Origin of the sequence: Lactobacillus johnsonii ATCC 33200, assembly GCF_000159355.1 — a bacterium.
GTDB classification, from domain to species: Bacteria; Bacillota; Bacilli; order Lactobacillales; family Lactobacillaceae; genus Lactobacillus; species Lactobacillus johnsonii.
On sequence record NZ_GG670120.1, the window covers coordinates 572752 to 598547 of the forward strand.

18 protein-coding genes and 2 pseudogenes are annotated in these 25796 nt (G+C 32.5%); 11 read left to right on the forward strand and 9 right to left on the reverse strand.

The window, feature by feature from the left end:
* Positions 1 to 4: 4 nt before the first annotated feature.
* The 8 genes and pseudogenes from parC (at position 5) to HMPREF0528_RS02790 (ending at position 11273) form a co-directional block, all read left to right on the forward strand.
* Positions 5 to 2485: a DNA topoisomerase IV subunit A gene (parC, locus tag HMPREF0528_RS02755; protein ID WP_004894818.1), complete on the forward strand. Its 2481-nt coding sequence runs from the start codon at positions 5 to 7 to the stop codon at positions 2483 to 2485.
* A gap of 239 nt (positions 2486 to 2724) precedes the next feature.
* Positions 2725 to 3675, forward strand: a pseudogene (locus tag HMPREF0528_RS09720) (LysR family transcriptional regulator).
* Positions 3676 to 3793: 118 nt separating this feature from the next.
* Positions 3794 to 4729 (forward strand): manganese-dependent inorganic pyrophosphatase, encoded by a 936-nt coding sequence (locus tag HMPREF0528_RS02765; RefSeq protein WP_004894829.1) that lies wholly within the window; start codon positions 3794 to 3796, stop codon positions 4727 to 4729.
* Positions 4730 to 4799: 70 nt separating this feature from the next.
* The gene (gene recQ / locus HMPREF0528_RS02770; protein ID WP_004894831.1) at positions 4800 to 6596 is read left to right on the forward strand and encodes a DNA helicase RecQ; all 1797 of its coding nucleotides are present in this window, start codon (positions 4800 to 4802) and stop codon (positions 6594 to 6596) included.
* A 61-nt stretch (positions 6597 to 6657) separates the two neighbouring features.
* The gene (locus tag HMPREF0528_RS02775) at positions 6658 to 7245 is read left to right on the forward strand and encodes a peptidylprolyl isomerase (RefSeq protein WP_004894833.1); all 588 of its coding nucleotides are present in this window, start codon (positions 6658 to 6660) and stop codon (positions 7243 to 7245) included.
* 66 nt (positions 7246 to 7311) lie between these two features.
* The gene (locus HMPREF0528_RS02780) at positions 7312 to 8007 is read left to right on the forward strand and encodes a YoaK family protein (protein ID WP_004894838.1); all 696 of its coding nucleotides are present in this window, start codon (positions 7312 to 7314) and stop codon (positions 8005 to 8007) included.
* Positions 8008 to 9250: 1243 nt separating this feature from the next.
* Positions 9251 to 10321, forward strand: coding sequence for a tyrosine recombinase XerS (xerS, locus tag HMPREF0528_RS02785; RefSeq protein WP_004894842.1), 1071 nt, complete (start codon positions 9251 to 9253; stop codon positions 10319 to 10321).
* A 70-nt stretch (positions 10322 to 10391) separates the two neighbouring features.
* On the forward strand, positions 10392 to 11273 hold the full coding sequence (locus tag HMPREF0528_RS02790) for a LysR family transcriptional regulator (RefSeq protein ID WP_004894844.1): 882 nt from the start codon (positions 10392 to 10394) through the stop codon (positions 11271 to 11273).
* Between the two features lie 58 nt (positions 11274 to 11331).
* Here the strand turns inward: HMPREF0528_RS02790 and HMPREF0528_RS02795 are convergent, their stop codons facing one another.
* From HMPREF0528_RS02795 to HMPREF0528_RS02805, 3 genes are all read right to left on the reverse strand, one after another.
* Complete coding sequence (locus HMPREF0528_RS02795) at positions 11332 to 12444, reverse strand: hypothetical protein (RefSeq protein WP_004894846.1); 1113 nt, start codon at positions 12442 to 12444, stop codon at positions 11332 to 11334.
* Positions 12445 to 12528: 84 nt separating this feature from the next.
* Positions 12529 to 13416: a DegV family protein gene (locus tag HMPREF0528_RS02800; RefSeq protein ID WP_004894848.1), complete on the reverse strand. Its 888-nt coding sequence runs from the start codon at positions 13414 to 13416 to the stop codon at positions 12529 to 12531.
* Between the two features lie 115 nt (positions 13417 to 13531).
* Complete coding sequence (locus HMPREF0528_RS02805) at positions 13532 to 13942, reverse strand: MarR family winged helix-turn-helix transcriptional regulator (RefSeq protein WP_004894850.1); 411 nt, start codon at positions 13940 to 13942, stop codon at positions 13532 to 13534.
* Between the two features lie 189 nt (positions 13943 to 14131).
* Here HMPREF0528_RS02805 and HMPREF0528_RS02810 point away from each other — a divergent pair, with 189 nt between their 5' ends.
* Positions 14132 to 15823, forward strand: a complete 1692-nt coding sequence (locus tag HMPREF0528_RS02810; protein WP_004894852.1) for an Rqc2 family fibronectin-binding protein — start codon at positions 14132 to 14134, stop codon at positions 15821 to 15823.
* A gap of 72 nt (positions 15824 to 15895) precedes the next feature.
* Here the strand turns inward: HMPREF0528_RS02810 and carB are convergent, their stop codons facing one another.
* Genes carB through HMPREF0528_RS02840 form a run of 6 tightly spaced genes read right to left on the reverse strand, consistent with a single transcriptional unit; the run spans position 15896 to position 23536 of the window.
* Positions 15896 to 19060 carry a carbamoyl-phosphate synthase large subunit gene (gene carB / locus HMPREF0528_RS02815; RefSeq protein WP_004894854.1) on the reverse strand — a complete coding sequence of 1055 codons (3165 nt, stop codon included), beginning with the start codon at positions 19058 to 19060 and terminating at the stop codon, positions 15896 to 15898.
* Positions 19061 to 19063: 3 nt separating this feature from the next.
* Positions 19064 to 20119 (reverse strand): carbamoyl phosphate synthase small subunit, encoded by a 1056-nt coding sequence (locus tag HMPREF0528_RS02820; RefSeq protein WP_004894856.1) that lies wholly within the window; start codon positions 20117 to 20119, stop codon positions 19064 to 19066.
* A 3-nt stretch (positions 20120 to 20122) separates the two neighbouring features.
* Entirely contained in the window at positions 20123 to 21037 is a 915-nt protein-coding gene (locus HMPREF0528_RS02825) for an RluA family pseudouridine synthase (protein WP_004894858.1), read from the reverse strand.
* A gap of 14 nt (positions 21038 to 21051) precedes the next feature.
* Positions 21052 to 21516, reverse strand: coding sequence for a signal peptidase II (gene lspA, locus HMPREF0528_RS02830; protein WP_004894860.1), 465 nt, complete (start codon positions 21514 to 21516; stop codon positions 21052 to 21054).
* Positions 21516 to 23195 carry a formate--tetrahydrofolate ligase gene (locus tag HMPREF0528_RS02835; RefSeq protein ID WP_004894863.1) on the reverse strand — a complete coding sequence of 560 codons (1680 nt, stop codon included), beginning with the start codon at positions 23193 to 23195 and terminating at the stop codon, positions 21516 to 21518. Before HMPREF0528_RS02835 ends, lspA begins: the two co-directional genes overlap by 1 nt.
* Positions 23192 to 23536 carry a hypothetical protein gene (locus HMPREF0528_RS02840; RefSeq protein ID WP_004894866.1) on the reverse strand — a complete coding sequence of 115 codons (345 nt, stop codon included), beginning with the start codon at positions 23534 to 23536 and terminating at the stop codon, positions 23192 to 23194. The genes HMPREF0528_RS02835 and HMPREF0528_RS02840 overlap by 4 nt, the downstream gene beginning before the upstream one ends.
* 134 nt (positions 23537 to 23670) lie before the next feature.
* Here HMPREF0528_RS02840 and HMPREF0528_RS02845 point away from each other — a divergent pair.
* Together HMPREF0528_RS02845 and HMPREF0528_RS02850 are read left to right on the forward strand one after the other, a co-directional pair.
* Positions 23671 to 24579 (forward strand): annotated as a pseudogene (locus tag HMPREF0528_RS02845) (DegV family protein); the annotation flags it as partial.
* Positions 24580 to 24665: 86 nt separating this feature from the next.
* On the forward strand, positions 24666 to 25793 hold the full coding sequence (locus HMPREF0528_RS02850; protein ID WP_004894873.1) for an acyltransferase family protein: 1128 nt from the start codon (positions 24666 to 24668) through the stop codon (positions 25791 to 25793).
* The last annotated feature ends 3 nt before the right edge of the window (positions 25794 to 25796 follow it).

Here is a 25796-nt window from a genome sequence, read left to right on the forward strand (position 1 = left end):
TTAGATGACACAAACAAATGAAAGAATTAGGGAATTACCTCTTGAAGAAGTTATGGGTGAAAGATTTGGACGATATTCAAAATATATTATCCAAGAACGTGCTCTCCCAGATATTCGAGATGGCTTAAAACCAGTTCAACGTCGTATTCTGTATGCGATGTATAAAGATAATAATACATATGATAAGCCTTATAAGAAGGCGGCAAAAGCTGTCGGTAATGTTATGGGTAACTTTCACCCTCATGGTGACAGTTCTATTTATGGTGCTTTAGTTCACTTATCGCAAGATTGGAAGATGCGAGAACCTTTAATTGAAATGCATGGTAATAATGGATCAATGGATGGGGATGGTCCAGCAGCCATGCGTTACACCGAATCTCGTTTAAGTAAAATTTCTAATTTGCTTTTACAAGATATTGATAAAGAAACTGTTCAAATGATTTTGAACTTTGATGATACAGAGTATGAACCAACAGTTTTACCGGCCCACTTTCCTAACTTATTAGTTAATGGATCAACAGGTATCTCAGCTGGATATGCAACTGAAATTCCACCTCATAATCTTGCTGAAGTTATTGAAGCAGCTGTTTACCTGTTAAAGCATCCCGATGCTACAACAGATGATTTGATGAAATTTGTTAAGGGACCTGATTTTCCAACAGGTGGCATTGTCCTAGGAACTAAGGGCATTAAAGAGGCCTATGAAACTGGTCGTGGAAGAATTCAAGTTAGGTCTAAGACTACAATTCAAGAAATTAAAGGACATCGTCAGCAAATCGTTGTAACCGAAGTACCTTTCGGCGTAAATAAAGCAATGATGGTTAAGAAAATTGACGAGATCCGTTTAAATAAGGAAATTGACGGTATTTCAGAAGTAAGAGATGAAACTGATCGTCACGGTCTTTCAATTGTAATCGAACTTAAAAAGGGTGCTGATAGTCAAAACATCTTGAACTATCTATTTAAAAACACTGACTTACAAGTTTCATACAATTTCAATATGGTTGCTATTGATCGTATGACTCCCGTACAAGTTGGATTAAAGCGTATTTTATCTTCCTACTTAGCACATAAAAAAGATGTTGTAACTAAGAGAACAGAATTTGATTTAAAGAAGGCTAAACAGCGTCTAGAAATAGTTGAAGGTCTTATTCATGCCTTAGATATTTTAGATCAAGTAATCAAAACTATTAGATCTTCTAAAGATAAAAAAGATGCTAAAAAGAATTTAATTGCTAAGTATGATTTCACTACTAATCAAGCGGAAGCTATAGTTTCTTTGCAGTTATACCGTTTAACTAATACTGATGTTAACCAACTTAAAAAGGAACAAGCAGATTTAAATAAAAAAATCGAAAAGTTCAATGAAATATTAAGTGATAATAAGGTTCTTGAAAGAGTTGTAGTTAAAGAATTAAATGCGGTAAAAAGAGAATTTGGTTCACCAAGAAGAACAGAAATTACTGCTAAAGCAGCTAAAATTGAAATTAATGAAAAAGCTCTAGTAGCTGATGAAGATGTACGAGTATTAGTAAGTAAAGACGGCTATTTGAAGCGGTCATCTCTCCGTTCATTCCAATCAACCGATGATGAAGATAATGGATTGCCTGCTGGTGATAAGGTTGTGTTTGAAAAAACAATGTCTACCTTGGATAATCTTTATATTTTTACTAATAAAGGAAACCTAATTTATCGTCCAGTACATGAATTAATTGAAACAAAATGGAAAGAAACAGGGCAGCACCTGTCTCAAGAAATTGGTCTTGATAGTGATGAAGAAATTATTCGGGTGTTTGAAGTTAATGATTTAAAGGCCAATTTAAACTTTTTGATTGCTACTAACGATGGATATATTAAACAAGTTACATTAGCAGATTTACAACCTACTAGAACATATAAGTCTCGTGCAATTACTGCTATTAAGCTTAAGAGTAATGACAGTAAAGTTATCCGTATTGATCAAGTGCAACCTGATAGTAAAGAAGAAATTACTCTAATTACTAATCAAGCATATGCAGTAAGATTTGATATTAGTGAGATACCTACATCTGGCTCAAAAGCAGTTGGTGTTAAATCCGTTAACCTTAAAGATGATGACTACATAGTAAATTATGTTTTAGCTGATCCTAAATATATTGATTTAATTAAGGTTGGAATCATCACTCAACGGGGAGCCTTTAAGCAACTCAAACTTAACCTTATAAATAAAATTACGCGTGCAAAACGAGGTGTCCTTGTACTACGTGAACTTAAGACTAAGCCTCATCGAATTATGGCAATCAGTAGTTATGGTGAAAATCATATTCTCCATCTGAATACTTCTAGTAATCGTCATATTGAGCTTAATACTTCTGAATTCCCATTGGGCGATCGCTACTCAAATGGATCTTTTGTACTAGACCCAATGACAGATGGGACTCCTGTCTCATTAACGCTTGGTCAGCCAATCGCAGATGGAAGAGATAAAACTGAAGATTTATTTTAATTAGTTAAAAACTAAGGATAATGATTTAACTGTTATCCTTAGTTTTTTTATTAAAATAAGAATTATAGGAAAATAGTATGCATTTTATGCAAAATTTTTTATTATTGGCACAGGCGTTATTATAAAAAGCGTGAGATGAATATTAAGCTTTAATAAAGGACTATCAGAAAATAATTAGTTGTATTTAAAAATCTTATTCATTAGCTATTATTCCATATTTATATAAGAGGTATTCAATTATGAAAACAAATATTGATGCGGTTTTATCCGCGAAATCGTTACGTTACTTTCTTCAATTAATTGATAATATGAGTTATACGCAAGCAGCTCAAATTTTAGGTATTACTCAGCCGGCTTTAACGCAACAAATTAAAAAACTTGAACGAGCAGTTGGGTCACCATTATTTGGCCAAATGGGCAAATAATTATATTTAACTGATGCTGGCCTAAAGATGGAAGAGACAGCAAAAGCACTATTTTCAAGAGTTAATAATGCTGTAGACAGTATTCAGCAATACACTAAATCAGATACCGGAACTATTTCTTTAGGAATATTATCTACTATTTAAGCAAGAGTAATTGATCAATTCTTAGCTAAATTCAACCATAAATATCCTGATATAACATTACATGTGGGTTTCTATAATAGGACAGAGCTTTGGGATAGACTAGATAATAATCAATTAGATTTAGCAGTTCTTTACATGCCAGATCATAATTCAACTGTGAAGAACATGAAACAGTATATGGCAAAACAAATTTATCCTGAAAAAGTTATTTTCTTAACTCACGATCCAGAAAATGAGTTTAATAAAACAACTCAGCATAAATGGGCTGCTTATCCTAAGGACTACTATTTACCACAAATTGTTCGTCGTTTCTATGCTAGTGAGTTTCCAAACAATGAACTAAATACTACGGTAACCTTTACTGCTCCGTATCAATTAATCAAATTTGCTGAATAAACTGACCATACCTATGTCTCCAAGAGTTTTTATAAGGCACACAAGGCTGAAATTACATTATCTCCAGTAAAGACAAAGAGTGAGACAAACTTTGAAAGTTGTTTTATTTATCGTAAAAATAAGAGTGAAATACCTCGACTAATCAATTTCCTAAAAGAGTGGGATAAGTTTATTGAAGAGAAAGATTATGATAGTAGACTAGAGGATATTAAAGTTAATATTTAGTTTTAAGGCATTCTTTTTATAGCAAAAGGATGCCTTTTTAATGCGTGATAGATTTGCTTAAGTTTAACTTTTAATCTAAAATAATTAGGTAGATATAATTTTAAAGGAGCTCTATATAATGGCAAAAGAATTGATTTTTGGTCACCAAAATCCTGATACAGATGCAATCGGAACAGCAATTGCATACTCATACTTACAAAATAAGTTAGGTTACGATACCGAAGCTGTTGCTTTAGGTGAAGCTAATGATGAAACTAAGTATGCTTTAAATAAGTTTGGTTTTACTGCACCTCGTGTTATTAAAACTGCTTCAAATGAAGTTGATGCAGTAATGCTTGTTGACCATAACGAACCTCAACAAAGTGTTTCTGACATTGATAAGGTTAAAGTAACTCATGTAGTTGATCACCACCGTATTATGAACTTCAATACTGCTGATCCTTTATACTACCGTGCAGCTCCAGTTGGTTGTACCAGTACCATTATGTGGCAAATGTACAACGAAAAAGAAATTGAAATTCCACAAGATATTGCAGGAATTATGCTTTCAGCTATTATCTCAGATACTTTACTCTTAAAGTCACCAACTACTACTGACCAAGATAAAGAAGCTGTTGTATCTTTAGCAAATATTGCTGGTGTTGACTACAAAGAATACGGTCTTAAGATGCTTAAAGCTGGTACTAATATTGCTGACAAGTCAGAAGAAGACCTAATTGATTTAGATGCTAAGAGTTTTGAATTAAACGGTAGCAACGTTCGTGTAGCACAAATTAACGTTGTTGATTTACCAGAAGCCTTAGAACGTAAAGACGCTTTCTTAAAGGCTATGGATGAAGCTTCTAAGCGTGAAGGTTACGATATGTTTATGCTTTTAATTACCAACATTCTTGACTCAGATTCAGAAGCTTTAGTAGTAGGTAGTGATGAATCAAAAGCTAAATTTGAAAAAGCATTTAACGCTAAATTATCAGATTCAGAAGTTAAATTACCAGGCGTTGTTTCAAGAAAGAAACAAGTTGTTCCTCCATTAACTAACGCTTTTGAAGCTTAATTATTTGGTTTAATTTAGAAAAAGACAGGTATGATCCTTTCATACTTGTTTTTTTATTTAGTAGAGGAAAATGAAATCATCAATAGAAGTACTAAAGAATGTTTTTGGTTATACAACTTTTCGTCCTGGACAAGAGCGAGTTATTGAGCAAGTTCTTAAAGGAAGAAATGTTTTAGCTGTAATGCCAACTGGAGCAGGAAAGTCAATGTGTTATCAGATACCAGCATTGGTTAACCCTGGTGTAACATTGGTAATATCTCCTTTAATTTCCTTAATGAAGGATCAGATAGACTCTCTAAAACAAAATTGCATTAATGCTGCTGCTTTAAATTCAGCAACTCCTCAAGAAGAAGTAAATCCAATCTTGAGACAAGCCTATGAAGGGAAAATAAAACTTTTATACATAACTCCTGAGCGGTTAGCAATGGATTATTTTCGCTATCAATTAAACTTTTTGGATATTTCTTTAGTTGCAGTAGATGAAGCCCACTGTATTTCTCAATGGGGACATGACTTTAGACCTGCGTACCGCCAAATTATGGAGGGAGTAAAGTCAATTAAAAGCCAGCCTAATATTTTAGCTTTAACAGCAACGGCAACCCCTTCAGTGCAGAAAGATATTGCAGATCAATTAAAGATTCCGGCTGAAAATTATGTTATTACTTTATTTGCAAGACCAAATTTGAGCTTCAAGGTAGTAAATAATCCTAAAAATACTAACTTATATCTTTTAGATTATATTAAAAAGCATCCCAATCAATCAGGGATTGTGTATGCGAGTACAAGAAAAAATGTTGAAGAGTTGACTGACTATTTAGCTCAAAATGGAATTTTAACAGCGAGTTATCATGCTGGGCTATCTAATAAAGAAAGAGCTGATGTACAAGATGCCTTTCAATTCGATAAGGTACAAGTGATTGTTGCAACAAATGCTTTTGGTATGGGAATTGATAAAAGAAATGTTCGATTTGTAATTCACGCTAATAGTACTCCAAACTTAGAATCATATTATCAAGAAGCCGGGAGAGCAGGCAGAGACGGAGAGCCATGTGAAGGAATATTAATTTATCATCCGAAAGATATTAGACTATATCGTTGGTTTATTGAACAATCTGATTTAGATGATGAATACCAAAAAATTCAATATCAGAAATTAGCTGCAATTACTAAGTACGTCAATACAACGGAATGTTTACAACAATTTATCGTCAGATATTTTGGTCAGACTTGCTCTCCATGTGGCAAATGTTCTAATTGTTTGGGAACATTTATTGAAAAAGATATTACTGCAGAAAGCAAAAAAATCATTTCAACAATTTATGAACTTGATGGACGCTTTGGCAAAAATGTAGTTGCCGATGTAGTTACAGGTGCCAATAATCAGCGCATGCGAGAAATTCGGGCATCTAATTTTAAAAATTATGGTAGTTTGAAGTTAGAGAAGAGGGCTGCCTTAGACTTAATTAATTATCTAATCAGTCATAACTACTTGGAGTTAACAGATACTCAATATCCTGTAGTTCATGTAACTAATTTAGGATGGGACGTTTTAGATGATAAAAAGCAAGTAAGTCAAAAGATTTCAAAAAATATCATAAAATCAATACAACTTACTAATCAAATTTCAGAAAAGGAAAATAACCTATTCTTGCGTTTAAAGGAAACACGCTTAGAGTTAGCTAAAGAGCAGGGAATACCAGCATTTTATATTTTCTCTGATAAATCATTAAGAGATATGGCACTTCAAAAACCTAAAACAAAAACAGACTTTTTGAATATTTCAGGTGTTGGTCAAGCAAAATTAAAAGCATATGGGCAAATTATGCTTGATACTATTAGGAAATATTTGAAAGAAGAAATAGATTAATGAAGTGTCTAGTAATAAATAGTAGAATAGACTAGAACAGATTAAAAATAGGAGGACTAAAATGGAATATCCACAATTAGACCTGGAAAATGTAAAAGGTCCAAAAGCAGTAATTAAAACTAATCATGGAGATATTAAAGTTCAATTATTTGAAAAAGATGCTCCAATGACTGTAGAAAATTTCGTTCGTTTAGCTAAAAAGGGTTACTATGATAATACTACTTTTCATCGTGTAATTAGTGACTTTATGATCCAAGGTGGTGATCCAAAGGGTGACGGTACTGGCGGTGAAAGTATCTGGGGACATCCTTTTGAAGATGAGTTTTCAAATAAACTCTTTAACTTACGTGGTGCACTTTCCATGGCTAATTCTGGTCCTAATACTAATGGTAGTCAATTCTTTATCGTTCAAAATAAGAATGTGCCTAAACGAATGATTAAAGAAATGGATGCAGCTGGCTATCCAAAAGAAATTGTAAAAGCATATAAACAGGGTGGAACCCCGTGGTTAGATGGTCGTCATACAGTTTTTGGTCAAGTAATTGATGGTATGGATGTCGTTGATGAAATTGCAAAGGTTCCACGTGATAAGGCAAATGATAAGCCTAAAGAAGATGTAATTATTAAGAACATTCAGATTGAAGATTAATTCAGTTAAAAACATGGTCTACCTTGATCATGTTTTTAATTTGGGCTTATAACACGGGGGTTAAATATGAATATATTTACTAATGATAAGTATCGGCCATCAGAATCACGTATTTTAGCTACATCCTTAACTTTTTCAGCTGGTTTTATTGATGCTTATACTTATATTCAACGAGGACATACTTTATCTGCAGGTCAAACAGGAAATGTTATCTTCTTTGCTTCAGCATTTGCTGATCACAATATAGCTGGTATGTTAAATAGAGCAACTACATTTATTGCATTTATTTTAGGGTTATTACTGGTAGGTCTTTTTCATAAATACGTTAAAAGTAATTATTGGCGGGTATTTTGTCTATTTCCAATTTTACTTATTTGCTTAGGCGTAGGCTTTGTTCCTAAAACTGTCCCGAATTATTATGTCGTGCCCGTAATTGCCTTTGGACTGGCTGTTCAAAATGCTTCCTTTAGTAAGATCGAAGGTATGGGATATAATAATGCATTTACAACTGGTAATTTAAAAAAATCTGTCGTTGCCTGGAGTGCATATTTCTTTGGTGAAGATAAATCTCAGCATAATGCAGCTGTTAACTATATGTTTTTAGTTATTGCTTTTGCACTTGGCGCTATTGTGTCAGCATTACTTCAAAAAGTATTTTTCTTAAAAACTATATGGTTTGCAGTATTACTTCTGGGAACTATTAATGTTGTTTATACAATTTCATTAAGTAAACGGAAAAAATTAAATTTTAAAAATGACTAGTCGTTAAAATTTTTAGTACATGTTTAAAAATCTCACTAGATTGAACCATTGCATCCGCAGTTCAATCTAGTGAGATTTTTTATTTAGAAAAAATAAGTGGTAAGGATTAGAGAAAAGGAGCTAATAAATCATGAAAGTATAAATTCGTATAATATATATTATGTAAAGTATAATATAAAAAGTATAGAATATATCAAAAGTACCTTGTTCATATGAATTATGTTTTAGGCAGTTAAATCTTTATCAACATATCTAAAATAATTTTTCTGAGTTAATTAGATTCTTACCGACTAAAAAATATAAGTTAAGGATTTTTATTTTGAATCTTCATTGTAAGCTTAAATAAAAATTTTTATAGCTATGTCTATCTCTTATCTATAACTTTGTGATGCTGTGACGGCCATTCTATGGCTTTTAAAATAATTATTGGTTAGCAGTTAATCATTTGATTTAAATTTTCTGCTATATGTTCTATGCTAAATGTTTGCTATTGCTAGAGCTTATTTGTGGATTTAAGCTAGTTGTACAAGTAATAAGTATTCTCAGATAAAAGCTTAGAACTGAATATGATCATGGTAATACATAGAGTAATAAATTAGGACAATATTACTCCTAGCTGGGGCAATAATACATGATTTTTCATTAAAATTACCTTTCATTAAAACAATAATTTTAATGAAAGGTGTAGATGTATATCCTATAAAATATAGCTTTTTTAATTCATTCAAATCGATCTGTTTTTTTCTTTTAAAGTTAACTTTAAAAATTTGTTTTGTTCCCAACAGCTACAAATTTATTTTAACCATATGTAATTCAGTCCAATATTTTAAATATTTTACTATATCATTTTTGAACTAATACTTTTATTCTCCTTTAATACCCTTTATTCAGCTTATGTTTATCTCCTATTTAACCTTAAATTCTCATACATTATAGTTAATTTTATTATTCATGCTTTGAAACTACGCTTATTTACAGCAATAATTGCTTTTTACTTAATGCTTTTTCTTAAATTACCTTTATTTATACTAAAAATCCGTTCTTTTTGGATTAATTTATTGTTCGAATCTTATTAGTTGTAAATTGATCTAAATTCTATACGCTTTATAACTAATTACCAGCCTTTTCCATAGTATACTAGCTTGTCTCCCCTCTTTCCGGCTAGGGGACAGTAACAAAACTTTTTTTAGGTCAATAAATAAGATATAATATTATACAAACCTACGTTCGAGGAGACTATAATTTGGAAACTAATAAATACTTAGAACTTATTAAGCAAGAATTGGCTAATATGCCAGATTTTGTAAAGGAATACAATCTAGGAACTTCTCATTCATTAACTACAACCTATCAATATTTAACTGAAATTCGACGTTTTTTCGACTGGCTAAGACAAAATAATATTGCTTCGGTTTCTTCTAATAAAGAAATTGAAGTAACGACGTTGGAAAATCTACAAAGAAATGATGTTATGCTATACATTCATCATCTTAAACATACTAAAAACCAACAAGGTCGCTTAAATTCGCCAACTACCATTAATCGTTCTATTAATGCTCTACGCTCCCTCTATAAGTTCTTAACGATTACTTCTGACAATAATCATGGTGAACCATATTTTGATCGTAATGTCATGCTAAAGATTAACTCATTAAATGATACTAAAACCTTAAATTATAGAGCTCATGTTTTAGAGTCACATATGTATATGGGAGATTTAAAATACCAATTTTTAGATTTTATTGAAAATGAATATGTACATAAATGTAATAAGCAGTCCCTACCTGCCTTTAAAAAGAATCACGAGCGAGATATGGCGATTATTGCATTAATTTTAGGAACTGGAATTAGAGTTTCTGAATGTGTTGGCGTAAATATGCGTAATATTAATTTAAAAGATGCTATGCTGGATGTTACACGCAAAGGTGGTCAAAAAGATAGTGTTCCTATTGCTGCATGGACGATTCCTTATTTAAAGAAATATAGGGAAATACGTGCCGATCGGTATCATGCTGAAAAAGAAGATACTGCTTTCTTTTTAACTAGATGGCATGGAAAGACTAAAAGGATAACCACTAATGCAGTTGAGAAAATGGTTAACAAGTATTCTGCAGCTTTTGGGAAACCTCTTACTCCCCATAAGTTACGCCATACGCTAGCTAGTGAACTTTATGAAGTAACTAAGGATCAAGTGCTAGTAGCACAGCAATTGGGTCAGAAAGGAACAACTGCTACTGATTTATATACTCATGTAGATCAAAAAAAACAAAAAGCGGCACTAAATAAAATAAATAGATATAAATCTTCTGATTAATTCAACTCTAATCTTATTATTTAGCCTATAATAAAAGTGTATACTTTATTTAAAAAGGAAAGAACACTTCATGGAATTAAGAGTTTTAAAATATTTTCTTGCGGTTTGTGAAGCAAAAAATATATCAAAGGCAGCTGAAGCTCTTCATATTAGTCAACCATCGCTTTCACGCCAATTGAAAAATTTAGAGGCTGAACTTGGCGTAACTTTGTTTTATCGTGGACATCAGGAAATTACTCTTACTCAAGAAGGATATTATCTTCAGGAACATGCAGAAGAAATAATTTCTTTGACCAATAAAACACAACAAAATCTAAAACGCTCTCAAATTATATCTGGTGAATTATACATCGGAGCAGGCGAAAGTATTGCAATTAAACGTGTAATGGATATTATACATCGAATTTTACAGAACTATCCTCAAGTAAAAATTCACTTCTTTAATGGAAATTCATCCATGATTGAAAGCAAGCTTGAGCGTGGAATATTAGACTTTGGAATTACAATGGGCCAATATGATACTACTCAAAATTTTAATAGTCTGACCCTTCCTGAAATTAATGAATATGGTGTGATTGTAAGTAAAAATCATCCATTAGCTGATCATTCCTATGTTACTGCCGAAGATTTACAAAATTATCCTATCATTATGTCGAAACATACGGCTGATTCTAATAACTTTAGAGATTGGTATACTGAGCCACAAAAGTTAAATATCGTGGCTACATTTAACTTACCTGATAATTTGCAGTATCTCGTAGACAAGGGACCTTATTGCCTATTGATATATAAAGATTTGCTTCCTTTAGATAAGAGTAACTTATGCTTTTTACCACTTGAGCCTAAAATTATTGACCATAATCGTTTGATTTGGAGTTCAAGAAATCAACTATCAAATGTTGCAAGTCTATTTCTTAAACTGATTCGAGATTCTATAAAAAGTAAAAATTAATTTATACATAAAAAAAACGATTTGAAGATCTAAAAAAGATTTTCAAATCGTTTTTTAATTAACGACTTTGCTGACTAGCAGCAGATTGTTGGTTGTTTTGTGCCTGTCCTTGATTATTGTGGTTCGTATCTGAGCTGTTGTTACTATTATTGGTTTGTGATTGTTGACTAGATTCTTTATTGTCAGAAGATTGCGTTGATGTACTACTTTGACTTTGAGAATGTTGACTTTCGTCATTATGTTCTTCTGATTTGCTACTTTGTGATGAACTGGATTGTTGGCTACTGCTTGAAGAACTTTCACTTGATTGACTAGACTGAGTATTTGAATTTCCAGAACCAATATCAATATCAAAACTATCATCGGCTTTTGGATGGTATACTCTATGACTCTTCTTTGTTGCTGTCTTAGCTCTCAATGCTTTTGGAGTACTTACCTTAATTGCATTGATTTCTGTATATGTCCCCTCTTGAGAAATGTCGTATCCAGCATAAGCAAAACGCAAGTAGAATGAAAAGCTCGTCAAGACTAAGTGGCCGCCCTTTTCTTTTAAGGTATATTCAACCTTTAACTTTTTAAGGGCTCCCTCATTGTCTAATCCAGATGCATTACCTTTAAGCTTTTTAATTAGCTTACTGTGGGTCTTATTCCAGAACTTTAGACTATTACCACTGTAGCTAACGCGATAGATAGAACCAGATTTCTTAAGTTTCATATCGCCTTTAATTGCTTTACTTCCGCTTAAAATAATTGCTGGGTCGAATTGGCTAACTACTTTATTAGGAGTCATAGTAGAAGAAGCTTTCCACTTTGGACTACCAGTATTATCCCACATTTTTTGATATACTTTGTCTTCATTTAGCCACATAGATGTCTTATCAACTTTAGCTTGTGCCTTAAGTGGATCATTTTGATATTCCCCAGTCCAAGTTCTTGTAGCTTGAATTCCGGGTGAATTCTTTACATTAAATTTATAGCTTTTGAAATCGGTATTGAGTGCTTCTGCAATAATTTCTTTGTCACTACTATTACTTGTAGCAGAATTAACAGCGGTAGGACTACTATTTTTAATAGCACTTGTGTTCATAGCTAATATAACTTGAAAAACGATTACCAGTCCTAGACCAATACCAGCGACTAGCCCTACTATTTTTAAAAACTTATTTTTCATTTAATCACTCTCGTTTAAAGTTCATATAATTTACTTTATTAAAAAAATAGGAAAGCAACTTTAGCTCTCCTATTTTTGATATGATTATTTTTTACTAAAGTCCATTTTATCTATGTCTGCCATCCAAGTAATACCAAGAGATTTTTCTCCTAAATAGGTAGCAATTACGGAACTAAAATTGAACATTTTAATGGTCATATTAGGGAAAGCAGCTTGAAAATCATTTTTAACCTTAGTAGCCTGCTCTAAATCATTAGAATTATAAACTGCTAATGACAATTTATCCTTAATAGGCGAATTATTAATTCGCTCAATAGTGATATTTTCAGCCTTCTTAACAGCTCTTTTCATGGAACGAACTTTATCAAAACTTACGATTTGATAATCATCCTTTTTAAATGTTAAAAGTGGCTTAATTTGAAGCATGGTACCAATAAAAGCACTCGCATTACTCAAACGGCCGCCGCGCACTAAGTTATTTAAATCATCTACAACGAAAAGAACATCAATTGTATCTCTAATTTCGTCTAACTTAGCTAGAATTTCTTTAGGTTCCCAACCATTTTTAATCATTTTAGCAGCTGCTAGCACTAGATTTCCCATTGAACGAACAGTCATTGCTGGATCATAAGGATAAAGATTAAATTCAGGATGATTATGAGCTAAAGTAACTAAACTGTTATAAAAGCCAGAAATACCAGATGTTAAGGGAATAGCAATAATAGCTTCATAACCTTCATTTTTCAATTTTTGGCATAATTCAAGCATAGTACCCGGACTAGGCTGCGAAGTCTTAGGAAAAGGTGCTCCATCGCGTTCTAGCTCAAAAAGCTTCTCTGCAGTAATATCTACCCCATCCATGTATTGATTATCTCCAATAATAACCGGAATAGGTACTACTGTAATATCATTGGCCTTGGCTTCTTCTGGGCTTATATCACTAGTACTATCTGTAATGAGTGCTATCTTCACGTGTGAAAACCTACCTTAAAATTAAAATGGCAGCATTAAGTTGCATGCTGCAATACTACTTATCAAACTGAAATTATATCATAAAATTCGACGTTTTTTAAACATAATCGATGATTTATACTTCATCTGTTACAAGATTGTTAACAATAATTTGTAATTTACTATCAAAATCCTGTATTTTTTCTTCACTCCAACTAGAAAAAATTTGTGCTTCAATTTGAGAAAGAACTTTTTTTAATTCTTGGGCTTTAGCTAATCCCTCATTGTTTAAATTTAAAGATTTGCTAGAATCCTTCTTTGAACGTTCTACTTTAATTAAAGAAGCAGTTTTTTTCTGCTTGATTTGTCTACTTAGGGTCGAAAGAGATATACTTAATGCCTGTGCTAATTCTCCCATCGTCAAAGTTTCGTTCTGATGATGATCAAAGAATAGTAATAAGCGAGTTTGAGAGAGGTTTAATCCACACTTTTTATTAATCACTCGCTTAATATTCTCACTAACGCTATTAAATATTAAGACATTCATTTTATTTACCACCTATACTTAATTGTCCCATTTTTTCTAATCAACAATAATTCTAAGACATAATTTAATTTTTCACAAGATTCGTGAAAAAATTAACAATATTAGTGAAAAAATCACATGTTTATTTAACAAGGAAATTCAAGGGATTAAAGAGTATAATTAAATATGCTGTTTTAAAGGAGGATATTTATGGCTTTTGATGGTTTATTTATTCATAGTCTTCTGCAAGATCTCTCCCCTACTCTGGTTGGAGGAAAACTTACTAAAATATACCAACCATTTGAACAAGATTTAGTTTTAAATTTTAGGAAAGATCGAAAGAATCAGCGGTTGCTGATTTCTGCTAATGCTCAAAATCCACGCTTTTATATTACAAATGACACAATTGCAAATCCTGACGTTGCTCCTACTTTTGTCATGGTTTTGCGGAAATATTTAGAAGGATCAGTTCTTCAAAAAATCGAACAAATCGGTGTTGAGAGAATAATTAACTTTCATTTTTCTAATCGAAATGAATTAGGAGATGAAATGCAGCTTATTTTATCAGTAGAATTGATGGGCCGACACAGTAATGTGATTTTATATAATGCGGATGATAATAAAATTATTGATTTGCTTAAAAGAATCAATCCTGATGAAAACCGCGCTCGCTTACTACTTCCACATGCCCCTTATGAACTCCCTCCTCTTCTTCCAGGAATCAATGGCTTCGATTTTTCTGCTGACAGCTTCAATGACTTAAAGGAAAAGTATCCTGAACCAGCAGATTTTGTAAGACAATTTAATGGTTTAGACGGAGACGATAAAAAAGAATTTACTGGTTACTTAGAAGACGATTTTTCATATAGTTCTTTACAGACATTTTTTAATCAATTTAATAGACCAAAAGGATATGTATTACAAACCATTAAGCATAAGGATCGTGTATATACTTACCTTCCCTATCATCTTGAATTAAATTTGATTTATTCTAATGACGATGTCAATAAAACATTAGACGAGTTTTATCGTGATCAGGCTAATCGTGAATGGGTAAAGCAAAAATCTAAAAGAATTGAAAATATTGTTAATAATGAGCTTAAAAAACTTAAAAAGAAGATTATTAAGCTACGTAAGCAACTAGATCAAGCCGAGAATTCTGAAGAATATCGAATTAAGGGTGAATTGCTTAATGCTTATCTTCATGAAGTAAAGGCTGGGATGACAAGTATTGATCTACCAAATTATTATGAAAATAATAAGCCCTTAAAAATAAAACTTGATCCCGCACTTTCACCTGCTAGAAATGCACAAAAATACTTTACTCGTTATCAAAAATTACGTAATTCAATTAAACATATTAATGAACAAATTAAATTAGCAAATGAGAATTTAGATTACTTTGATTCTATCCAAACTGCAATTGATAACGCTGATCCACAAGATATTGATGCAATTAGCGATGAATTAATTAATCAAGGCTATCTAAAAGAACAAAATCATAATCATCGCCGTAAGAAAAAGATTAGCGAAAAAAATTTGAATACTTTTAAACTAAGTGATGGTAAAAAAGTATTAGTTGGTAAAAATAATTATCAAAATGATTGGCTAACTTTAAAAAAGGCAGACAAACGTGATTACTGGTTCCATGTCAAAAATATGCCTGGCTCTCATGTCATTTTGCAGGACAATGATCCAAGTGATGAAGATATCAAAGAAGCAGCTGAAATTGCTGCCTATTTCTCTAAAGGAAAGAATTCTAGTCACGTCCCAGTTGATTATGTGCAAGTTAAAAGAATTAAAAAACCTAATGGTGCTAAGCCTGGTTTTGTCATTTATACTGGTCAGAATTCAATCGAAGTTACTCCCAATGAAAAAGATATTTTAGAAAAAAGAATATAGAAAAAAGCGTTCATATCAAAATGAGCGCTTTTTATATATTCTCTAAATTTACATAATAAATAATATTTAATTTTACAAAGGTTGAGTAGTCATTGCTAAAGTTTCAAGTACTATTAACACATCTTGCGCTGATTGTAAACTAGAAAAAACAGGAATATGTGTGCTTAAAGCTGCATCTTTAATCATAATTGCATCATGACTAGCAGAGTCGGATAAACTGGTTACATTGATTACTAGATTAATTCGGTGCTGCTTTATTTTTTCAAGTAAGCTATTACTTCCCTCTTGAACTTTTTCAATAATTCCTGTTGTTATTCCCTCTTCAGCTAATACATTTGCAGTACCTTCAGTTGCTAACAGTTTAAAACCTAACTGATGGAAGCGGACAGCTATTTTAATTGCACTATGTTTTTCAGAATCTTTAACCGAAATAAAGACAGTACCATATGTTGAAATCATTAAATCACTGCCTTCATATCCTTTAAACAATGCAGTTGGCAAATGCTTGGCTCGGCCCATCACACTACCAGAGGTCTTCATCTTAGAATCGAAGGTATTTTCACTACTATATGATAAATAAGAAAAGACTGGCATTTTAACGTGAATCAAGTCGTTTGATGGCCAAATATCGCTTGGAAGATCTAATTCAGACAATGTACTTCCTAACAAAACTTTCATTGTTATAGCTGTAATATCTTTTTTTAGTGCTTTAGTTAGAAAAGCTACATTGTGTCCAGAGTAACTTTTAATTTGTAATAAATAGATTTGATCATTAGCTAGTAAAAAGTGTAAGTTAACTGGTCCTCTTAAATTAAGTTTAGTGGCAATACTAATTGCACTATCACGTAATCTACGCTGATCATTAGTTGATAGATTTTGTGGACGATAGACAGCTATGGAGTCACTGGCATGTGAACCGGTTTGTTCAAAGTGTTCAATAATTCCGGGAATAGTAACATTTTTACCATCAGAAATAGCAGTCACTTCATACTTTTTGCCTTCAATAAACTTCGAAACATTCATATGCTCTAATGAATTTTCAGCAATATATCTTTGTAAAGCTGGTAAATCAAAGACAACAGCAGATTTTTGCTTCTTACCGTTACTTGTACCACCAATTAAAGCTGGAAAGCCATTTCTTTTAACAAAAGCTAAAATGCTTTCTTCATTATCGCATTGAAGAGCTGGGACTGGATTAACGCCAGCCTGATATACTTCATCTGCATGATCTTCCCTTAGAATTTCCTTCAAATTAGGCTGACCTAAAATTGTTAGACCATGTTCTAAGAGTGAACTGCGATACTCATTAATCTGTTTGCCAGAAAATTGCGTTACCACTTCTTTGATATTTTCTTTCCATGCAACTTCAAGAATATTTTCTAAAGTAATTGGTTCAAAGTAAATTCGATCGCATACATCATAAGCTGCACTCACACTTTCTGGATTATTACTAATAATCACCGGGCTAATTCCTTGCTCTTTTAAGGTCTTAGCAGCATGGTAGAGCATATAATCAAACTCACCAGTTAGAGATACTTGAAATGGTTTTAATCCTAAAAGAAGGCATTTTTTCGAATTAGATAGCGGTATTATTTCATCTTCAATTCCATAACTACTGTAAACAGCTTGAATATTAGGATGGATTAACCCAGCTGTTCCATCAATTTCAATATAGCTAGGCTTAATTGACCATTTTTTACATAAATCAGCAATTGATTTTTCATCTTGCTGCGTAATTTCAGCAATTAATCGATTAGAAAAACCATTTTTCTTTACTTTCAGCATTAAATCAGCCGTAAGTTCATCATTACGTAATTTCTTTAATAAAATCAAAATATGATTAAACTTCTGCAAAAATACTAAATGAATATGTAAAAGCTGGTGAAGAGTATGGTAATTAATTCCCTTTGCTATCGCGGCCAATAGTGTAATTAGGTGTATTTCATTAGGCTTTGCTAGATCTTGCAATAATTCTTTTTCGCTTTTTTTATATTCCTTTTTAAAGGTCTTAACATTATTAGAAAAACCAGTAGTTGACTGGAGAGCCTTTAAAAATGCACTTTCAAAGTTACGACCAATTCCTAAAGCTTGGCCTCCGGAAGTGGTTTTATTATTAAGAGTGTAGTGATTATAACCAGCTTCTGTGAAAGACCAATAAGGTAATTTTACAAAGCAAGCATCTTGAACAGGATCAACAGCGGCAGAAATTCCAGATTGTGGATCAGTGATTTCATTTAAATTATAGCCAAGTGCAATTTTGGCCGTTACATATCCAATAGAATATACGCCACTTCTATAAGAAAGCAAACTACTCTGAGTCAAACGTGGCTTAATACTTAATACTTTAAAATTAAAGTCTTCCCCACTTTGCTTAACAGCAAAATGAATACTTAAAGCTCCATGTAAATTAAGACAATTAGCAATCTTTCGACAGCAATTTCTTAAGCGTTGAATTTGATTATTATTTCTAGTTAAAATCGGCGTTACTAATAAAGAATCTGAAGAGTTAATACCAACTGGTTCTAAACTACCAATATTTCCTACAAATACAAAATTTCCATTATTATCCCGAACAATATCAAAAATTAATTCTTCCCAATTCGATAAATCTTCAGTTAAACGATAATCTTTCCAATTAAAATGATCATCGGCTTCTTCGTCTAAGAAGTATTGCTCTAATTGAGTTAGATTTTCTAAAGAGATCATGCTATCGGGGCGATAATGCTGCTTTTTTGATAAAAGCAAAGGAAAATTAGCATGTTCAATTACCCGCCTTAAGTCCTCCTCTTTTTCTAATAGCCATTGATTGGCCACCGCAATCTTATTTGCTTTAAGAAAACTATAGAAATTATGAGGATCTGATAGACTCAATGCCAAGCTGTTAATAGTTAGTAACTCAATATTCATTTGAGTCAAGATGCCCGACTCTAATAATTCACTGGTGAGTTTTAAAGCTGGCTTACCCCCAAAAGCCGGAATAATAGCATCCGGCTTCTCCATCCGAATAATTCGCTTCACAAAAGGCAACGTCATTGGTTCAAGATATACATTTACATTAGGATGCGGATCTGTTGTGACTGTTGCAGGATTAGGATTAATCAATACAACTTGTACGTTACTTTCTTCAAAAGCCGTTAATGCTTGTTTAGCAAGAATATCAAGCTCTGATACTTCTCCAACAATACTTGGCCCCGCTCCAATAACAAGAACTTTATTAATTTCATTATGTAAAGGCATAGTCTACTCCATCATATTTAAAAACTGATCATAAATGCTGGCTGCATCAAAATTACCTGGTGAGCCTTCTGGATTAAAGGCAGTTGCTAAAACTTTATCTTCTTTGATATTGTAGCCTGCTAATAACTCCGACCTTAAATCAAAATATTTACGTGAAAGATTCAAAGATAAACTATCAGGTACTACTAATTGATCAATATTCATTGCAGTTTGCCAAATTCGATTATTAGTTTGTTCAATAACTGGAAAATTGCTGCCATTATAGGCTGGAATTAAGTCCAAGAGTTCCAGGTTTAAATAATTACTAATTGCCAAAAAGCCTAAGCCAATTCCTAGAATAGGTAATTTTCCGTAAAACTTATCAAATACTGGTTTTAAAAATGGTGCAACTTCTTCTACTCTACTTGGTCCATTAGAAATAACAATTGCATCCGCTCGAAGATTAATAATATCGTAAATTGATGCATTGTATGGTAAAACCACATTATTAATTTTCCGTAAAGAAAGGGAACGCAGTAATGAATGCTTTAAACCAAGATCAATGACAGCTACAGTTTTTCCAATATTTGGGGCAGCATAAGGATGCGTTGTAGATATTTGTGCCGTTTTATTTTTTGGTAAAACTAGGGCCTTGATTTGATCGAAAGCATGTGCATCATCTGTATCCATAATAGACGCTTTAATAACTCGCTTATTCTTCAATTTTTGAACTAGAGCGCGGATATCAACACCGTAGATTGCCGGAATTCTTTTCTCGTTTAGAAAATCATTTAAATCTTGAAAAGTTGGATTGGCAGAAATATGAAAAGCAATATCATTCGCAATTATGCCACGTACACTTGGATCAATCGATTCATAGTCGATTGCATTAATACCACTTCCACCAATCATTGGAGTAGTAAAAGCCAAAATTTTACCAAAATTAGCAGGGTCTGAAATTGCTTCCTGATATCCAAAATTGCTTGTTTGAATACCGAGCTCCCCTGTAGCAGTAATGGGAGCACCAAAACTGTGCCCCGAAAATGCAGTTCCGTCTTCAAGAATTAAATATCTTTTCATAATCTATTGCTTCATTTCTTGTCGTAAATTCTCTAATTGTTTTTCAAAAATTGTTGGCAATGGTGCAGAAAATTCCAACCATTCATTCGTAGAAGGTTGATAAAACCCCAAAGTCTTGGCATGCAAAAATTGTCCATGACCTGACAAGGTTTTCTTTGGGCCATATAAGGGATCGCCAGCTAATGGATGACCGATGTACTTCATATGCACTCTAATTTGATGCGTTCTGCCTGTTTCCAGTACACATTTGACTAAACTATAATTTTTGAATTGCTCTAGTACTGTAAAGTGTGTAACTGCAGCTTTTCCCTTTGGATTAACCGCCATTTGCTTTCTATTATTTGGATTTCTACCAATCGGAGCATTGATTACGCCATTTTTTACTTCAAAGTTGCCATGAACAATTGCCAAATATTCTCTTTTATTTATTTTTTCTGCTAATTGCTTTTCTAAACTTTCACGTGCTCTATCATTTTTAGCTATCATTAATAAACCAGAGGTATCTTTATCAATTCGATGCACAATCCCTGGACGAAACCCTTCAGGACTATCAGCTAAATCACGTGTATGATAAAGTAATCCATTGACTAAGGTATGATCTGGATGGCCGGCTGAGGGATGAACAACTATTCCTTGAGGCTTATTAACCACAATCACATCTGAATCTTCATAAACAATATCAAGATGTAAGTTTTCAGCTTCTAATGATAATGGTTTAACAGGCGGAATAGTAACATCAATTACATCACCAGACTGTACTTTATAAGATACTTTTTCAGCTTTATTATTAACTAAAATATTTTTATCATTAACTAATTCCTTAATCTTAGTTCGACTTAAATCTGTAATTTTCTCAGCGATTACCTTATCTAAACGTCCTTTTTCTCCATCAATTACTAACTTATAATTTTTAGTCATTTACTCTTCGTCCTTTAGTCTTTTTCGCTTATAAATATTAGATAGATAAAAACTAAGATAATTCCAACTGTAATTGCGCTGTCCGCAATATTAAAGATATTAAATTGAATAAAATCTAGTTGCAGCATATCAATTACATATTTTAGATGCAAACGATCAATAAAGTTACCAATGATTCCACCTAAAACTAAGGCTAATCCTGTATCAAAAAGGCCATTTTTATATTTGGGATTAAAAAGATAGTAAATTACAACTGCAATAGCGGCAATACTGATTAAATAAAATAAAATCATTTGTCCACTGAAGATATTCCAAGCTGCTCCATCGTTTTGTAAATATGTAAATGAAAGGACACCAGGAATAATAGTCTTTTCATCACCAATTTTAAAATTAGTAACTATATAATTCTTTAATAATTGATCTGCAATAATTACTAATAAAGAAATTATTAGATATAAGGCTTGTTTAGCTTTACTCATTAGAATAATCCTGAAATCTTTCCGTTATTATCTACATCAATATCTAAGGCAGCTGGATGTTTTGGCAATCCTGGCATATCTAAAATAGATCCCGTAGCTACCACAATAAAACCTGCTCCATTTTTAAGAGCTAAATTCTTAACATGAAGTGTAAAATCTTCTGGAGCTCCTAATATACTCTTTTTATCAGTAAAGCTATACTGTGTTTTAGCCATAATTACTGGTAAGTTTTCTTTACCCATTTTCTTAATTTCTGCTAATTGATCCTTAGCGTTATCAGAATATTCAATATCCTTGGCATGATAAATATTATGAGCAATTTTACCAATTTTTTCTTCTACAGAGTCAATAGGTTCATATACTGAGGTAAAGTCACTAGCTTTATTAGTTAACTCAACCACTTTTTCTGCGGCCTTAATTCCGCCCTTTGATCCTTCATCATGGTAAGAGACTACTTCACATTCAAAACCACCAGCTTTAACAAGTTCTTTCAATCTTGATAGTTCTTGTTCAGTATCACTAGCAAATTTATTTATTAGTACAATTACAGGTACACCATAATGAGCCATGTTTTCCATATGGCGCTTTAAGTTCTCAAAACCTTTTTCTAAAGCTGGAATATTTTCTTCATCTAAGTGATCAGTTGTCTCTTCTGCTTGATACTTCAATGCTCTTACGGTTGCAACTACTACTACAGCGTCAGGACGTTTATCTAAATGGTTAGAAACAAAATCCATAAACTTTTGGCCACCGAGGTCTGCTCCAAAACCAGCTTCAGTCAAAACATAGTCGCTTAAGTGTAAAGCAGTATTAGTAGCAATTACTGAATTAGCACCATGAGCAATGTTAGCAAATGGACCGCCGTGAACAATTGCTGGGGTATGTTCAAGTGTTTGAACTAAGTTAGGCTTTAATGCGGTTGATAAAAGCGCAGCAATTGCTCCCTCAAACCCTAAGTCTTTAACATAAATAGGTTCATCTTTCACAGAAAAGCCAACTAGCATATTTCCAATGCGCTTTTTCAAGTCATCAATATCAGTTGCTAAACATAAAATAGCCATTAATTCATTAGCTACAGTAATTGCAAAGCTAGCTTCATGTTCTATTCCATTAAAACGTGAACCTTGTCCGATAGTGATTTTTCTTAAAGTACGATCATTAACGTCAATTCCACGTTTTAATAAGATACGATTAGGATCTAGTTCTAGACTATTATCTTGATAAATATAGTTATCAACTAAAGCAGCCAAAGTATCAATTGCACTAGTTAATGCGTGCATATCACCAGTAAAGTGTAAATTAATATCTTCCATTGGGATGATCTGTGCATATCCACCACCAGTTGCACCACCTTTTAATCCAAAAACAGGACCCATTGAGGGTTCTCTTAATGCAATTAAAGTATTTTTGTGAAGTTGGTTGCTGATTGCATCCCCTAAACCAATGGTAATAGTAGATTTTCCTTCACCAGCCGGTGTAGGGCTAATTGAAGTAACAAGAATTAACTTACCCAGTTCTTTACTTTGTTTAATTCTGTTAATTCCCTTCCAGCTAATCTTAGCCTTATCATTACCATAAAGTTCAATTTCATCTGGTTGAAGATCAACTTTTTTTGCAATTTCTGTAATAGGTAATTCTTTAATTTCTTGTGCGATTTCAATATCTGACTTCAAATTCATTTCTTCTTTCTTTTAAGTGCTAAAAGCAAGTAAGTATTAATCTTACTCTTTGCTTCATATACAACAAATGCCTTCCATTGCCACTTAATCTTTAAATTTTGAAGCTGAAGTTTCTGACGATATGGTAGTTTTAGCCAGTAAACACTTGCTTCTTTCTGAAAATAAGAATTAAACCAGGTATAAATAACTATAACCACAAAAATAGCTCCTAAGCTAAGTGCAGGATAGCTAATTGCTTTATTGCTTTCATACCCGACAATAAAGGCTACAAAAATTAGTGCTAGGAGCCAGGAGTAATAAATTACACCAGCAGCGCCTAAAAAAATAAAATGTTTTTTCATAATTTAGAATTTAGGTCACACCCTATTTGTTAATTACTTCTATTGTAACAAAAATCAAGCAGATTTACGTTTTTGTTTAAAATAGCGTTCTAGACTATAATATTAAACAAGAATATGGAGGAAAATAACAACATGTAACTGACAGTTCATCTTATTTAACTAAAGAGCAATGCGAGAAATATGGAATTGATGTCTTACCAATTCCAATTATCTGGGATAATAAAGAATATCTGGATTTAATTGATATTGGTTTCCATGAATTCTATGAAAAGCTAAGCACTTCCTCTACTCTTCCCACTACCTCTCAACCCTCAACTGGAACCGTAAAAAAATATATTGATAAATATATTGATGAAGGTTATACCGATCTAATTATCATTACTCTTTCAAGCGGTATTTCTAGCTTTTACAATAATGTTTTAAGTGTAGCTGATGAAGAAAGCAGAATTAATATTCATCCCTTTGATTGTAAAATAACCTGTGCAGGAGAAGCTAATGCTGCAATATTAGCTGGTCGACTAGTCAAGGCCGGGGCTGACATTGATTTAATCATGCATGACTTAAAGGATTTAAGAAACACTACCGATGTTAGATTTATGGTAGACAATCTTAATCATTTAAAAAGAACAGGCCGCTTATCAAATGCCGCTAGTTTCGTAGGTTCTATTTTAAAGATCAAGCCAATCTTATCTATGGACGTTCAAAATGAGGGTAAAATTTCAGCGATTGCCAAAGAGAGACATTATAAGCGTGCCTATAATCATATTAAAAAAGACTTTGATAGTTTAACTTCTGATATGCCCTATCCAATTCAGTTGACAATTTTTCATGCTGATGATGAAGAAAGAAAAAATGAATGGGTTAGTGATTATAAAAGTAGTTTTCCTAAGGTCAAAATTTATCAAAGTATTATCGGACCAGTAGTTGGTGTTCATGTAGGGCAACATACTATGGCTATGATTTGGGGCAGAGATTTAGATTCTTATTTCGATAAAAATGGCAAGCCGATTAAGGATATTAAGTCAAAAGTTGTTGAAGATTGATACTATTTAACTAATATAATTAAGAGAAGCAAGAATTTTATTAAATTTGCTTCTCTTTTTAATTTATAACCTTAAGGGTGCTAATTATGAAAAAATATAAATATTCTAGTTACGAGATTGCAGATATTGGTGACTATTTAAAAGTTTTTGCTTGTACAGCGGTCATGTTACAACCAATTATGAGCATTATTATTAATATGCACCAGTCTCAGCAAACGCAAGTTGATTTTGGTATTCTTTATAATCTAGTTAAATATACTGCTCCGGCCTTTATTTTTGGTATTTTATACACGACTATTAGGACTAGTGACTTAAACGGTCATTTCTCTTACTTCAAGCATCTACAAAAGAATTGGTCCAATCTCTTTGTACCAACGATTTGGTGGACCTTAATTTATTTATTAGGGATGCCATGGCTTCAGCAAGGTAATAAGTTTAATAGCTTTGGTACTTTTTGCTGGCAATTTATTAATGGTAATGCAGCCCCTCACTTATGGTATAACACGATGATGCTACAGTTTATTATCCTAATGCCGTTTTTTTGGTCAATTAGTCGCTATGTAAGAAATAATATTAAACGTGCTTTTGCAGTGGCAATTGTTACTTTAATTCTTTACTTAGCCTGGTTAGCATTTTACGACTATTATGTTTTTCATGGTGTTCATCAAAATGACTGGTATTTATTAGATCGAGTATTTATCTCTTTTTTTATTTATGCTGTTTTTGGTGTTTTAGCCTGGCAATTTAGATCGTACTTTAATGAATTTATAACTAAGTTTTGGTGGTTAATTGTAGTAATCTTTATTCTTTGCTTCATCTGGACTAATTATGAATTAAGTCAATTCGGTTATCCTCTTAATTTCTATAATGCGCTTTACTATAAACCATCAATGACGTTTTACTGTTTGGCAGTAATTTGCTTAATTGCTGCTTTCTGTTTATATCAAGTTCGTAAAAGACAAATAAATAGCTTGAGAATATTCCATTTTTTAGCTATTTATGCTTATAGAGCCTATCTTGCTAATGTCTTTTGGAATCAGTCAGTCTGGCGAGGATTAAATATGCAATATCATGCAAAGTTCCATCCATTTTTAACCTTATTTGGTTGCTGGTTATTAACCTGGATCCTATCATTTTCATCTGCATATCTTTTACATATGTGGTGGACAAAAGTAAAGAAAATGATAGCTAGAAATACCCACCTATATATCTAAAAA